General features: G+C 39.9%; 11 protein-coding genes. 3 read left to right on the top strand and 8 right to left on the bottom strand.

The genetic code is table 11. The annotated features are described in order from the left end of the window. Positions 1-2: 2 nt before the first annotated feature. The 7 genes from IEE83_RS05780 to IEE83_RS05750 form a co-directional block, all read right to left on the bottom strand. Positions 3-3062 carry a SusC/RagA family TonB-linked outer membrane protein gene (locus IEE83_RS05780; RefSeq protein ID WP_194119657.1) on the bottom strand — a complete coding sequence of 1020 codons (3060 nt, stop codon included), beginning with the start codon at positions 3060-3062 and terminating at the stop codon, positions 3-5. Between the two features lie 768 nt (positions 3063-3830). Continuing rightward, positions 3831-6395, bottom strand: a complete 2565-nt coding sequence (locus tag IEE83_RS05775; RefSeq protein WP_194119656.1) for a TonB-dependent receptor — start codon at positions 6393-6395, stop codon at positions 3831-3833. A gap of 453 nt (positions 6396-6848) precedes the next feature. After that, positions 6849-7469, bottom strand: coding sequence for a DUF6134 family protein (locus IEE83_RS05770; protein ID WP_194119655.1), 621 nt, complete (start codon positions 7467-7469; stop codon positions 6849-6851). Between the two features lie 29 nt (positions 7470-7498). Next, a complete protein-coding gene (locus IEE83_RS05765; protein WP_194119654.1) occupies positions 7499-8425 on the bottom strand; it encodes a sterol desaturase family protein in 927 nt (308 codons plus the stop codon). 262 nt (positions 8426-8687) lie between these two features. After that, positions 8688-9584: an SDR family NAD(P)-dependent oxidoreductase gene (locus IEE83_RS05760; protein WP_194119653.1), complete on the bottom strand. Its 897-nt coding sequence runs from the start codon at positions 9582-9584 to the stop codon at positions 8688-8690. A 48-nt stretch (positions 9585-9632) separates the two neighbouring features. Next, entirely contained in the window at positions 9633-11252 is a 1620-nt protein-coding gene (locus tag IEE83_RS05755; RefSeq protein ID WP_194119652.1) for a sulfatase-like hydrolase/transferase, read from the bottom strand. A 44-nt stretch (positions 11253-11296) separates the two neighbouring features. Continuing rightward, positions 11297-11578, bottom strand: coding sequence for a hypothetical protein (locus IEE83_RS05750; protein ID WP_194119651.1), 282 nt, complete (start codon positions 11576-11578; stop codon positions 11297-11299). A gap of 364 nt (positions 11579-11942) precedes the next feature. On the opposite strand from IEE83_RS05750, the gene IEE83_RS05745 reads away from it, so the two are divergent. Then, a complete protein-coding gene (locus tag IEE83_RS05745) occupies positions 11943-12344 on the top strand; it encodes a VOC family protein (RefSeq protein ID WP_194119650.1) in 402 nt (133 codons plus the stop codon). A gap of 379 nt (positions 12345-12723) precedes the next feature. After that, positions 12724-13179, top strand: a complete 456-nt coding sequence (locus tag IEE83_RS05740; protein ID WP_194119649.1) for a ferritin-like domain-containing protein — start codon at positions 12724-12726, stop codon at positions 13177-13179. A gap of 174 nt (positions 13180-13353) precedes the next feature. Here IEE83_RS05740 and IEE83_RS05735 read toward each other — a convergent pair whose 3' ends face one another. Continuing rightward, entirely contained in the window at positions 13354-14148 is a 795-nt protein-coding gene (locus tag IEE83_RS05735; protein WP_194119648.1) for an SDR family oxidoreductase, read from the bottom strand. A gap of 120 nt (positions 14149-14268) precedes the next feature. Here IEE83_RS05735 and IEE83_RS05730 point away from each other — a divergent pair, with 120 nt between their 5' ends. Beyond that, a complete protein-coding gene (locus tag IEE83_RS05730; RefSeq protein WP_194119647.1) occupies positions 14269-14625 on the top strand; it encodes a winged helix-turn-helix transcriptional regulator in 357 nt (118 codons plus the stop codon). Positions 14626-14660 lie beyond the last annotated feature (35 nt).

Genomic DNA, 14660 nt, shown 5'->3' with positions numbered 1-14660 from the left:
TATCAGAATGTCAGAGACAAACCAACCTGGTATGATTTATTGTTTGGATACACACTGTCGTCCACACCTTTGTTGATCAGGCTTTGTCCGCTTGAACTTACCTCAGGATCAAAACCAGTATAGTTGGTCCAGGTAATTGCATTTTGTGCCGACACATAAATTCGCAGTGACTGAATCCTTATTTTTGAAAGCACTGCTTTTGGAATTGAATATCCGAAAGAAATGTTTTTCAAACGATAATACGTAGCGTCCTCAATAAAACGGTCTGAAATTGTTATCGCCGGATCCTGGTATGCCTCTTTCACATCCGTGTTGGTATTAGTCGGCGTGTAGCGATTGAGTAACTCGCGGGATGCGTTGGTATAACCGGTTCCCAATTCAAGGTTTGCACGGTTCACATTATACAATTTTCCACCTACGGAAGTCTGGAAGAAAACGGAAAGATCAAACCCTTTATAGCTGAATGTGTTGGTCAAACCTGCCGTAAATTTGATCTGGTTATTGATCACCGCTCTGTCGCCGGCCTGCGTGATCAGCCCGTCGCCATCCAGATCCTTAAACTGTTGTCCACCTGCACTTTTGTTGGCTTGCGGCGTCAATGGCGTCTGTCCTTCCTTGATCACACCATCCGTTTTATAAACAATGAATGATCCGAGCGGATGACCCACTTTTGCAATCGAAGGAGCCGAACTGGATGGAATGTATTGATTAACACCTTCTCCCAGATCAAGAATCTTGTTTGTGTTTCGGGCGAAGATGAATAGCGTGTTCCACTTAAAAGCACCAGTCAGGTTTTGTGAATTTACAGCCAGTTCAATACCCTGATTAGAAACGGCACCCACATTTTGATAAATAATAGAACCTTGTCCTCCATAAAAATCAGATAATCCGGAAGTTCCTGGTACTGTTCTTGTTAGAAGAAGATCGGTTGTTTTTTTGTAATAATAATCAGCTGTAATGTTCAAACGATCTTTGTATAATCCAATATCAAGACCTGCATCCACCTGGAAAGTTTTCTCCCAGCCAAGATTTTTGTTTGCTACTGTGCTTGGCGCATAACCTGAAACGGTAGATCCCGAAAAGTTGTAAGGATAATAAGTAAGCTGCGCAAGCGATTGATATGGAGGAATGCTTTGGTTACCAGTCGATCCTGCGCTTAACCTCAATTTAAGCAAACTCACATTTCTTACATTTTTGAAGAATTTTTCATTGGCAATGTTCCAGCCCAAGGCAGCAGACGGGAAATATCCCCATTTATTTCCTGCTCCAAATTTGGAAGAACCATCCGCACGAAGTGTAAATGTAACCAGATAACGGTCATCAAAAACATAATTGATACGTCCCAAATACGAAGCAAGCGAGAATTCTGAGGCAGAAGAAGCAGGTGTCCTATTGGTAATTCCTGTTCCCAGATTGTTATAAGAAAAAGCATCTGAAGAGAACCCAGCTGCTTCGGCAATGGCACCTTTTGTTTGTGACTGCTGCGCCGTAAAACCGATCACAGCATTGATTCTGTTTTTCTCGTTAATTTCTTTATCATAACTCAACGTATTCTCATTCAGCCAGTTACTTGTAAAAACAGAACCAACCAAGGCGTCACCATTTAAAGCTGTTCCTTCATAAGTTGAGATCGGCAAGTATCTGTTTTGTTTATTGTCAACAATATCCGCACCAAATAAAACTTTTGCTTTCAAACCTTCGATGATTGTATACTCGGCAGAAAGATTTCCAAGAAAACGATTGGTAATGGTCTGGTTTAGTTGATTGTAAAGTGAATTGATCGGGTTAGCATAAACCGTTTCAAAAGGACTATTTTTCACATAAGTGCCATTATCCTGATAAACGGGTAATGCAGGAGGCGTTAAAATCAGTGCCGAAACAATTCCGCCCGGTGCTACATTTGCTTTGGTATGACTGCCTGTGATACTTGAAGTAATCCTTAATTTGGAGCTATAATCGTGATCAATGTTAAATCTTGCCGACATTCTTTCAAAATCAGTGTTTTTCAAGACACCATCCTGTTTCAGATAGTTGGCTGAAATTCCTAGTCTGGTTTTATCACCACCAGACAAAATCGACAAACTATGACTTTGCTGTGTCGCTTTTCTAAACGCAGCTGCCTGCCAGTCTGTACCAGCACCAGTCGTATCCAGTTTATAACCTGTTACGCTTGGAAGTGTTGGCGTTTTTCCTGAATTAATTGCAGCATCTTTACGCAGCTGCCACCATTCTCCTGCATTAAGAAGTGGCAAAGTTCTGATCACTTCCTGCTTTCCAAAATAAGATTCATAGGTAATCGTGGATTTCTTTTTCGAACCTCCTTTTGTAGTAATAATAACAACACCATTCGCACCTCTTGAACCGTAAATTGCAGTGGCCGAAGCATCTTTCAAAACATCAATTGATTCAATATCAGCAGTATTAAGAGATGAAAGCGGGTTAATTTTTGATCCCACGGTTACGCCTGCATCATTTAAACCATAATCGTTATTAATTGGGAAACCGTCAATAACGTATAAAGGATCGCTACCGGCTGTAATGGAATTACTACCCCGGATCTGCACACTCACACCACCACCAGGCTGACCGGAAGTTTGTGTAACCGTTGCACCGGCAATAGAACCCTGCAAAAGCCTCTCCACTGAAACGACAGGCTGAGATTTAATTTCTGCGGGAACAGAAGAAATCGAACCGGTGATATCTTTTCTTTTCTGCTCGCCATATCCGATTACAACGACTTCGTTTAATAAATTAGCCGTTTTCAAAATTACTTCAACAGGCTCAGTGGTAAGTTCATACAGTTCAATTTCCTGGGTTTGAAAACCTGTAACGCTGATTTGCAGAGTAAACGGAAATTGTTTCGCAGCAGCAATACTAAAATTCCCGTCAATATCAGAAACAGCATTTCTTGATGTTCCTTTTTCAACAATTGTTGCGCCCGGAAGGCCTTGTCCGGTATCATCTTTTACGATACCTTTTATCAGATCCTGGGCACTAACGGCTGACGTACTGAAGATGAGGGCACCTAATAGCCATATCAGGTAGAAGTTTTTCTTAATCATTAGCTGTGGTTAAAAAATTATAAAATATACAAGAAGAGAATTCTGATTTAAAGGCATGATCAAGCCATGGATAGCTCTGAATTAAAGCTAACCCTAATACACATACGTATTCCGGTTACTTTATCGGTAACCTTCAAATTCAATTAAAAATTGTGATGCTTCTGCTCGCTATGGACACTATATAGTACCGGAAAAGACAAATCCTATGCAGATACAGAAATGGAAATTATCAACAGCGCTGACAACAGCAATAAGATGCTGACTGGAAAAAATTTGATACCACCGAATTGGCAGATTGAATCTGCGAAGAAAGTAAAAGGTTCGTTTTCATAGTAAGTATTTCTTACTTTATACGGAGCGGTGGTAATCCGGAAAAGCAATAGTCTATTAATTATATAGACAAAGTAAATTAATATAATTTTAATATGCAAATATGAATCAACATAAAATTACTGATTTTACTGATTCTTGTTTTAACCTAAAATAATCCTATAATTTTTTAAAAAATTAATGCGAGAATCGGTTGTGCATATGATTATTTGAAGCTTATGCAAAAACCAATAAATAAAACCCGAGCTGGAAAATGTGTTATAAAACATCTGCTAGTCCATAAGAAAATAGCGGATTTCACTTAAAATTAAAACCGGATTAAGAATAGTATTACAAAGAAACATCTGGATGAATCAAAAAAAGACAGCAGCAAATATGATTCGCTGCTGTCTTTTGTAAAACTTATTACTTTACTGCCCTGTAAACTATGATGCAGGATTAGTATGTATATCTGATGGTTACTCCATACGTACGCTGATCTCCTACGATACCAGCATATTGTCCGTAACTTCCAGGAGCTGCAAGCAGCTGTTCGTAATAATTTTTGTTGAAAACATTTCTGCCCCATACGTAGATAGAGAAACCATTGGAAGCTCTAAATCCAAGACGTGCGTTGGTAAGTCCGTAGCCGCCGATGTTCAGATATTTCGACGGAGAAGGGTTTGAAGAGAATTCAGAACGTAAAAATTCATCAATACCAAGGAAGAAATTTCCTTTTAAAGTAAGTAATGCTCCTTTAACTACAACTTCGCCACCCGCCGAGCCGGACCATTTTGAGATACCTGGTAGTCTTCCACCAGAGATATCTTTGAAAGCCTGTGCACCTCCAACTTCTTCCAAAGGCACAGGGGCATTTGTAAAACGAACATATTTTCCGTCTGTGTAAGCAACAGCAGCATTAAATGTAAAATGTTTTAAACGAATGTTACCATCCAATTCAGCACCCTGTACACGTACTTTTTCTGCATTAGCCAGATAACCGCGGTTTACACCAGGCTCAGGAGTCTGCACCTGTGTCTGGTAATCCTTAATATCCGAACGGTAAAGGGTAAGGTTCAACACGGAATTGGCTGACGGTTTGGTTTTTACACCAAATTCTTTGTGGTCAACGTATTCAGGTTTCACTTTGGCAAGATCAAGCAATATCTGTCCATTTGCAGTCGGCAAACCACCCACGTTTACGCCAATTGGCTTATATCCAATAGAATAAGTGGCATAAGCGTTCACGTTTTTGCTGGCCTTGTATTGCAGAGATAACTGCCCGGAAAAATTGTCCTGCGAATAATCTGTATCAAAAGCCTGGTTGGTGTAAACCGCATTTTTTAAAGCAATCAAAGCAGGATCTGTGGTTTGCAATCCGCCGTATGTTACTCGTTCATAGTTTACTACCTTTTTGTCATAATTGTAACGAGCACCAGGCAGTACGTGAATTTTGTCCGTTATAGCCCAGTCAGCTTGTGCAAAAACAGCCATACTAGTGCTCTTGATACGGTTTGTTGTGCGTATTCCAAAATTATCAAACAAACCAGGTGTTTTCCATAAAGCACTTGTCGAGCTTTGAGCAAAACGCCATTGTGCTGAACCAGCTTCTTCTGTTTGTACAGGATCTGATTTCAAATCCTGCCAAAGGCCAAAAACCCCTACTACACCGCTCAATTTAGGTGAAATTTTTCCTGAATAACGTATTTCCTGAGACCACTGGTCATGTTTTGAATTACCCGAAGAAATAGTAAATACCGGCAATCCAATGTAATCTCTGTCATTCAAAGGCGTCCATTTCCAGTAACGCCATGCAGAAGTAGATGTAAGTGTTCCTTTTCCAATTTTTATATCTGCGTTAACAGATACACCACCCAGCCCGTTATCAGCTTTTGAAGGTGTGTCAAGATCTATCTTACGCTCAAAAGCACTTTTGTAAGGAATAACATATCCCAAATCTGCAATAATAGCGTTAAATTGTCTGTAAGCAGCTCGTTGCGTTGTTACAACACCAGCTACCGGCCATCCATATCCGGTCGGTTTCTGTGTTGAAACGTCCCCGATCACTGTAATGTTGACGTTATCACTCGGCGTATACAAAATTTGTCCTCTCACGCCAATGTTGTTCATGTCGTTGATCGGTAATTGTGTATGGATATTGAAAAATGTTCCGTTACGCTGTGTACCGGTAAACGAAACGCGTGCAGCCAATTTACTGCTGATCGGGCCTGTTACCGAGGCCTTAGCCTGAACGTAACCAAGGTTACCATAACTCACTTCAAGATTGGCGCCAGGTGTAAAACTTGGAGCACGGGTTGTGATGTTAAAAGCTCCTGCCGTCGTGTTTTTTCCAAAAAGTGTTCCCTGAGGACCACGCAAAACTTCAACCCGCTCAATATCAATAAAGTCAAGTGCTGTGGCAGCAGGACGGGCATAATAAACTCCATCCACATAAAAACCTACACCCGGATCAACACCATCGTTTGTTAACCCGAAAGTGGAACCCAGGCCACGAATATTTAAAGTAGTATTTCTTGCATTGGAAGCATACAACTGCACGGTTGGTACCAGTTCTTTTAAACGGTTAACGTTAAAAGCTCCGGCATCCTCGGCTCTTGTTCCGCTGATTACAGAAATAGGAATTGGAACTTCCTGAGCTGATTCCTGGCGGCGACGAGAAGAAATAACCACATCGTCTAGCTGTGTATTGTTTAAATCAAGTCTGATTTCAGTGCCGCTTCCTTGGATCAGCACCTCTTTTTTTACATATCCTACGTATGAAACGATCAGTGTGAAAGGTAATTTCTGAGCTGTAATCAAACTAAATTCTCCATTTGCGTCTGTTACCGATCCGTTGGTTGTGCCCTTAATTGTTACTGTGGCGCCAATCAGTGCTTCACTGGTTTTGGAATCCAATACTTTTCCGGAAATTGTTGCATTGTTGGTTTGACTATCTTGTGCTGATAGAAATAGGGGAAAGAAAATCGCACCTATCAAGAAGGCTATTTTTAAAATTTTTTTCATGCTTACTGAATTTATCGATATTTAAGTTTACTACTTTTGAACGGAGCGAGAAGAAACTTCATGCTCCTGTGAGGCCATAATCCATCCAGATGACCTGATTATTAGTCAACATAATACCTACAACAATAAGATTTTACACGAATAACTGAATTCATTTGGTGAGTTTGTTTAGTTCAGGCGCAAATATATAAACTATATAGATTTCATGGACTATTAAAACTTATTTCTTTACAAAAAAAAGAAAATGAATTTGTCCGTCGCCTGCTTAAATTTTAGTTTCAAAAGTGCATAATATCCACAAAATAGATGTTTTTGAAGAATTTTGGATTGAAAAAATATATCTGGTGAATGCTCAAAAATTGGCTCTTGCCTACGAATTCGTCCTCAAAAAAGATTAAAATTCCGGATATTCGGTGAAGTCATTGCTATATTTTACGACTATAATTACTGATTTTATTTCCCTGCCAACTGATTCCACCTTCTCACTATTCTGAGTTTCATACCCGCCAGTTCTGATTGTACTTCCGTACAAAGGCCTTGACGATAAGCATAAATACTCTGTTTTCCATTTGGTAATATAACACCATACCGGCTTTCATCCAGCTTTTTAACCGGACACATCTGGCCATATCTTTCGGAATAAACCACACCGACATTGGAAGGTTCCTGATAATACAGACCCGTCATGGTATGGTTGATCGCTTGATTTAATTCTTTTAATTTCCCGTAGTCCCTGGCTTTACCCGAAAAATCTACATGATAAAGCTGGGGGTGCCGGTTTGATGTATGCGTGCTTTCCTTTTGTTTCCCGTTCACAAAATGCTCAGTGACCGAAGATTGCAAATTGCCTTCCAAAAAATCATTTTCACTGGAAAAGCTCCCTGAGTAAAATGGAATACTAAACTCCGCTTCGATACGACGTTTTACAGTTTTTGTAGTGTTCTCATATAACAAAACCTTGACCGATCCGATCACCCGTCCCGCAACCATTACATCATACATAACCGTCTGCGAAACCGAACTGAACGGCAGCATAAGTCCGGCGGTTATAACCAGCAGCGTTAGATATTTCATTTTTCTTTTGTTTGGGAAACCTGAAAGAATTATTCAGACAACTCACTGCGTGAATCTTTTGATTTGAAAATGGGGTAACCCAGTTGTACGTACCAGGGTTCTTCGTGATAATCTTCCAGTCCGATATGTTCCGAAAATTCCCTCGTTATTTTGGCAGTCCCAAAAATCATATCCCAGATAAAAAACATGTTTCCATAATTTCCATTGATCACACCGATTCCGTCCGCATCGGTTGCGGCATGATGTGCGTGATGCGTTGCAGGCGTAGAAATAGTCCGCTCCACAATCCACATGATCGGATGCAGCCACTTGACGGCATACAAAGGCTTGTCCCAGCGAACGCTTGAATGCGCAGAAATTCCGATCAATGCTTTGAAGAAATATCCGATCAGAAAGGCCTGTCCAAATCCCAGAAATACGAGAACTGTTGACACTATACGTGAAGGAAAAAGCAGCAGATAAATCCAGGAATTCCGGCCTGTAAGAAAAACGCTCATCTCAGGTGCCGTGTGATGCACGCGGTGTGCTTTCCATAACCATGTGTAAGTATGGGCAGCACGATGCCACCAGTACTGGGTAAAATCTTCCAGAAGACAAGTAATTATAACACCAAGCCACAGCGAGACATTGGAAAAATAATTGAAATAGTCGGCAAAAAAGAAGTTTAGTATATATGAAGTCAGTAAAAAACTGATTGGTCTTGTAATGGTGCTGGATAAAAAAAGACCGGCAAAATTGATATACCATTCATTTTTAGACCATTTTTCGCTTTTATATAACCCTGTAAAAAACTCAGCAACGCTGATAACTACAAACAGGGTAAGTATTTCATAATAGATAAGGCTATCTGTGAACTGCATAATCGTAAAATTTTTGATTGGAAATGCTTTTAGGGAAAGTGCATAACTTTTCTGTTCCGCCCAGGCGGAATGATACAGACACAGTGTCCTTGGCAAAGGCTGCCAAAACAATTTTAGTTATGCGGAAATATTAATGAGAGTTAACCTATGCAGGTTCAACAGCAACAACAGGATTGTTGTGCAAGATAAGATGACAAGTTTTTGTCAAACAAAAGGTAAGCCGCAGGAAGTAAATTAATCGCATTCATGATAATGATATTTGGATTAATACTGAGCTTCGGGTGGTCGCAAGCAATAGTCTACTATATTGATAGACAAAATAAAATAATAAAAAACAGTTATGCAAACTTTTTCATTATTATTTATCAGGATCGTTTTGCAATAACGAGACTGCAACTTTTTCGCAATAATCCCGGACAAGATTTTCGTTTTCGACTGCGTTATATCTGGCGCTTACCTTGACAGGTCTGGAGTTATCAAAATACTTGCCGCTCACTCCTCTTACTTCATTTGATGTCGCCAGGTAAATAATCGTTGCTGCACCCTGGGCGGATGTTTTAGAGAAAGGAACACTAATTTTTGAAATGAATTTAACCCATGAGCTAAGACCGCTTCCACCTAGAAAATTGGAAGCAACAAGGCCCGGATGAAGTGTATTCACTGTGACATTTGTTATGCCAGCCGTTCTCAAATCTCTGCTTAGTTTTTGTGAAATCAGTATTAAAAAAAGCTTTGCATCTCCGTAGGCTTTGGAAACGGAATAATTCTTTTTGTTTTCAATATCATAAAAATCCGGTTTGGCCAGATGTTTGTGTGCCACTGATGAAACATTGATAATTCTACCATCATTGCTCTTTTTCAGCTTTTCAAGTAATAATTCCGTCAAAAGAAATGGAGCGAAAAGATTGAGTGCTACCGTTTTTTCATGTCCTTCGGGAGTTTCTTCACGCTCAGTTCCCATTAAGCCACCAGCGTTATTGATTAATACATCCAGATTTTTATAACGTTCATTAATATGATCCGCCATTTTTCTGACTTCTGTCAAAAGGAAAAGATCAGCAACGATTGTATCCACCTGAAGATGTCCGCAGGCCACAATTATTTCCCGCCTTAACTGATCGGTTTTCACTTCATCGCGACCATGAATGATCACATGTGCACCTTTCTTTGCCAGCGCAAATGCAGCGGCCCGGCCGATACCTGAGGTAGCGCCGGTAATTAAAATAACACGACGCGCAGGATTAGTTTCACTCATAACGGATTAAAAAAAGCAGCTTGAAAATGAAAATAAAGCAATAGATATTTATAGAGAAAAACGGTCCAGTTTGCCGTCAAAATAGTTTTTGTAATATCCGGTTCCAGGCCAAAGTGGTTTTATCAGATTCTTTTCCCAAACGGCAAGATCGGTTTTTAACTCTGTCACTTTCGCCGGATTTCCCTGAGCCAGATTTTTCAGCTCGGATTTGTCATCTTTCAAATTGAAAAGTAAGGTAAGATTATCTTTTGCATTTAAGACAAGTTTCCAGTCACCTTTTCTGATCGCCCTGTTTACGCCCGAACGCCAGTACAAGCTTTGGTGCGGTGAAGTTTTATTTGTTTCGTTGAGGTAAGGAATCAGATTCACACCATCGTAACTTCTTGAAGCTGGCAACGTTGAACCCGTTACCGCAGCGGCGGTTGCAAAAATATCCAGCGAACTTACCGGCGAATTCACGATTTGACCCGGATTTATTTTCCCTTTCCATTTTACAACAAAGGGAACATTGATACCTCCTTCATAAAGTGACATTTTGCCACCCCGAAGCGGAGCATTATCCGTTGCCTTGGTATAAGTGGCGCCACCATTATCACTGAGAAAAAATATTAACGTATTCTCTTCCAGTCCAAGCACTTTGACCTGGTCATGAATCTGCCCGACCGCACTGTCCAGACCTGTGATCAGCGAATAATAAATTGCCTTGTTTAAATCAGTCACGCCCTTGGCTTTGTATTTGTTGACATCCCTGGTCAAAGCCTGGAAAGGTGTGTGCGGCGCGTTAAAAGGAACGTAAAGGAAAAATGGTTTTTTCTTATTTTTTTCAATAAACTGTTTGGCCTCCCGTGCCAGTGCATTCGTATAAAATTCATCAACCTGAATAACGTCATTATTTCTTCTCTTTTGCGCCGGCCCGGAATTTCCCTGCTCCCAGATATGAGAATCCATCACTCCAGTGTTACGGGAATTAATGGTTTTGCTCGTATCGGCAAACCATGAGAATGCTTCATAAAAACCATAATGATAGTCAAATCCACGTTTCAAAGGAAGAAATTCCTCGCTGTAACCCTGATGCCATTTACCAATGATACCAGTTTGGTATCCATTCTTTTTTAAAAGATCTGCAATGGTGATTTCCTGAACCGGAAGTCCTTGTTTTGCAATTGCAGCCTGATCGGGCACCTTTTTCATATCCTCAAATTCGAGCTCCTGAAGATCAAAAGTATTATTAACGATCAGCTTCAAAAACCTGTTGTTCAGATACCGGTTAACAGGTTGAAGTTCATATCCAAAACGCTGCTGATAACGGCCCGTCAAAAGTCCCGCTCTGGATGGCGAGCATATGGGTGCGGAAACATAAGCTTCATTAAAAACGGCTCCTTCTCTGCCCAAAGCGTTAATATTTGGTGTTTCAACTACTTTATTTCCATAGAGCGGCAAATCGGTTTTACCCAGATCATCTGCAACCAAAACAATGATATTGGGTTTTTCATGATCAGTAGTCGCAGGTTTTTCTTCCAGGAATTTCTGCTTTTCAGCAATTGCTTTTTTGTCGGGAATAATATCAAATTCGTCACTGGTCAGAGGCCAGAAAAGATAAGCCGCAGCACTGGAAATTATGATCAATGATGAAAAAAGAACAACGCGTTTTCGAACTGTTAAGGCCATTTATAGAGAAGGTAATTTTGTATTTGACAGATTGTTATTTTTACTTAACGGGCATTAATCATTACTTTACTCAATTGTGTCAGACGGATTCCTTTTAAACTTTTTATCCGCTCTTGAATTTTGACATTATAGGTGACAATAAAGCCAGGACCGGCCAAAGCATTGAATTCGTTCATTGCCTTGTAAAGTTGTTTTCTGGAAATGCCACAGTATTCCATTTGCAGAAGCTGTACTTTTTCCGCATCCAGTCCTTTGAGTTTCCAGAATTTGGGATGATCAGGACCGATTGGAGCGTGAAAATGATTTTCCTCTGAATCTTTTATCAAAAATTCAAATTTTACGAAGATCTCGTTATGTCGCTTTGAGGGCGTTCCCCAAAGACAGATTTTCACTTCCCTGTCCAGCGTTAGCCTGTATATTTTTTTCGTAAAACATCTGTTATCGTTTTATGTGTATGTCTTGATATCACCTTCTGTCATCAGGATATTCTACTGACTTTTAGCAAAGCTGGCAATTTTATTGACATTAGTATACTAATTATATAGACAAAGTAAAGTAAAATTTAAATTGCTTCAAAATGATTGAGATTACAAATAACAGCTGCTGTACCAAAACAATGGTCTCCATTCAGGAGATCATCGTTTTGGTATATTTTTTTCATTCGATTTGGTATACCAAATGATTGATATTATGTCAAAAATGGAAGTTTGGGCAAATCTGCCCGTAGAAGACGTGGAAAAAACCCGTCAATTTTTTAGACAACTGGGTTTCAAGGATAACGGACCTAACGACAGTGAAGATTTGGCAAGTTTCATTTTCAGTGAAGCGCATTTTGCCATCCATTTTTTCAGAAAAGATCGGTTTAAGGTAAGCGCTGGAAATGCTGTTTCCAATACCTCGGTTGGTTCTGAAATTCTTTTTACCATTGCCGCAGACAGTAAAGCGGATGTTGACCAGTGGCGCGAAAAAATCGTCAGGCTTGGTGGAGAGATTTATGATGAACCTAAGGATATAATTCCTTACGGTTATGGATTGGGTTTTATCGATCTTGATGGACACAGATGGAATGTATTCTTTTTTAACCCATCCTGATTTTATGGCTAAACCGATAATTCTCACCTCCTTGTAGAAATTTTTTCTCATTTTATTGAAATAATCCTTGGTATAAGTACCTGATTTCTTTAAGGTAAAATGATCAGATGAGGCAGTTGACGACGAGGATTTTCACCGAAACCAAGATTAAAAATCTGATCTTTTTTCCGAAAAAAAAGGGTTTAAGAATGCTGGTTATATTATGAGTATACAATGATTTTATAGCTCAAATTGTCTTCAACACGGTTAAATAGCTAAAATTTAATTTAAGTGGCGAAGTTGTAGATCAACATAAATTCTGCCCAGATATGTGAGGAATTACAAGTTTGGCACGGTATTATTTAACTTTTCATTCCATCAACAAAATAGAAAAACTATCATGGCAACAACAGAAAATGCAACAGGAGTAATCAACGATTTAATCGAGATTAATAATGACCGCGTAGCTGGTTTTGAAAAAGCAATTGCAGATATTAAAGATGAAAATATTGATCTTAAGCAATTGTTCCAGGGTTATGCAGAACAAAGCCGTAAATACGGACAAGAATTGGCTGCAATAATTGGTTCAGCGGAAGAAGTGGAAACTGGTAACAGTGTAAGCGGTACTTTGCACCGTGCATGGATTGATGTAAAATCTTTGTTTGGAGGCAGCGACCGTGCGAGCATTCTATCAGAAGCGGAACGTGGTGAAGATGCAATTAAAAAAGCATATCAGGACGCTCTTGCTGATGAAGATCTTCCGGTTGGAGCTGTTGAAGTTGTCCGCAGTCAGGCACAGGGAATTAATTCTGCCCACGATCAGATTAAAGCTTTAAGAGATGCTGCTAAGGCATAATTAAAAAATAAGAAAGATAAAGTTTGATGTCATTTGGAATTATGTTCCATATAGATATCAATTCACAACTTTTCAAAAAATCTTTTTTCTTAGGAAATGTAAATGAGCTATTAAAGTCTTTCGCGACTTTAATAGCTCATTTTTTATCTCCTTATTAAACCGGCAAAGTGAAATTTACACCACCGGAAAGTTACCGCCGTCAATAATATAATTTGCCCCCGTTATATAAGAAGCTCTTGGCGAAACAAGAAAATTAACCAATTCGGCCGTTTCCTTAGGGTCTGCCATTCTTCCCAGCGGTATTCCGCCAAGTCTTTCCATAAGATTCTGGGACATTTGTTCAACAGAAATACCGGCGCTTTTAGCCAAATCTTCCAGAAAAGTTGCCATCGCCTGCGTTTTGTTTAATCCCGGAGAAACCGTGATTACTCTTACTCCCTGAGCAGCAACTTCACCAGACAGTGTTTTACTGTAAGCATTTAAGGCAGCCTTGGCCGCGCTATATGGCATGGTGGATTCCCAAATGGGCAGCATGCCACTGGTTGAGGAAATATGAATAATGACACCACTTTTTTGTTCCAGCATCTTCGGCAATAAGGCTCTGTCCAGACGTACCGATGACAAAAGATTTACCTGCAATGCCTGATCCCAGTGTTCATCTGTCAGCACGCTAAATCCTCCGCCTGGCAAAGTGTTGGAGCCCATATTATTGACCAAAATATCTACTCCGCCAAATTGTTCATGGATCTCGTTTGCTACTTTGGTCACGTCTGACGGTACTGATAAGTCGGCCGCAATAAAATAATGCTGCAAATCTATTTCGCCGGGTTGGTTTCTTGCTGTTACAATCACTTTGGCTCCGGCCTGTGTTAATCTATCGGCAATAGCCTTGCCTATTCCTTTGGTTCCACCTGTTACAAGGGCAATCCTTCCTTCCAGTTCCTGGGTCTGATTCTGTATATTTTCCATTTTTAATTACTTTTGTTTCGTAAAGAAACCAAAGTAATTTTTAATCAGTTTGTGATATGACAAAATTGGTAGTTACAAAAGCGTAACCAAAGCTAATAAGTGGTAACATAAAAGTAACCAATGAAAAAAATTCATAACAATCCGTTCAATTGCGCCGTCGTACGTACTGTAAGCTATATTGGAGGCAAATGGAAACCCATTATTCTGATCAGGCTGATTAATGGCAGGGTGCGTTTTGGGAAATTGACGATGTTAATACCTGATATCTCACGGAAGATATTAACGCAACAACTCAATGAACTTCTTGAAGATGGATTAATTCTGCGGCACCAGTTTCAGGAAAAACCTCCGCGTGTGGAATATGAATTAAGTGAACGGGGAAAAACGCTGATACCGGTATTAAAAGCGATGTTTGATTGGGGAGTCCAGATGGAAGATCCGGCAACCAGAGAAACCTGGGACCCGGTTATTCCATAGTAGCCAGTCTTCCAACTCTTAACTTTGTAAAATAC

The sequence above is a fragment of the Dyadobacter subterraneus genome, from assembly GCF_015221875.1.
GTDB lineage: Bacteria > Bacteroidota > Bacteroidia > Cytophagales > Spirosomataceae > Dyadobacter > Dyadobacter subterraneus.
The sequence above is the reverse complement of the archived record's forward strand: the minus strand, read 5'-3'. Positions and strand labels throughout refer to the sequence as shown.

Coding starts and splice junctions, on each gene's coding strand:
- IEE83_RS05730 (WP_194119647.1), top strand. CDS start 14,269: ATGAAAAAAATTCATAACAATCCGTTCAATTGCGCCGTCGTACGTACT.
- IEE83_RS05735 (WP_194119648.1), bottom strand. CDS start 14,148: ATGGAAAATATACAGAATCAGACCCAGGAACTGGAAGGAAGGATTGCC.
- IEE83_RS05780 (WP_194119657.1), bottom strand. CDS start 3,062: ATGATTAAGAAAAACTTCTACCTGATATGGCTATTAGGTGCCCTCATC.
- IEE83_RS05760 (WP_194119653.1), bottom strand. CDS start 9,584: ATGAGTGAAACTAATCCTGCGCGTCGTGTTATTTTAATTACCGGCGCT.
- IEE83_RS05770 (WP_194119655.1), bottom strand. CDS start 7,469: ATGAAATATCTAACGCTGCTGGTTATAACCGCCGGACTTATGCTGCCG.
- IEE83_RS05740 (WP_194119649.1), top strand. CDS start 12,724: ATGGCAACAACAGAAAATGCAACAGGAGTAATCAACGATTTAATCGAG.
- IEE83_RS05755 (WP_194119652.1), bottom strand. CDS start 11,252: ATGGCCTTAACAGTTCGAAAACGCGTTGTTCTTTTTTCATCATTGATC.
- IEE83_RS05775 (WP_194119656.1), bottom strand. CDS start 6,395: ATGAAAAAAATTTTAAAAATAGCCTTCTTGATAGGTGCGATTTTCTTT.
- IEE83_RS05745 (WP_194119650.1), top strand. CDS start 11,943: ATGTCAAAAATGGAAGTTTGGGCAAATCTGCCCGTAGAAGACGTGGAA.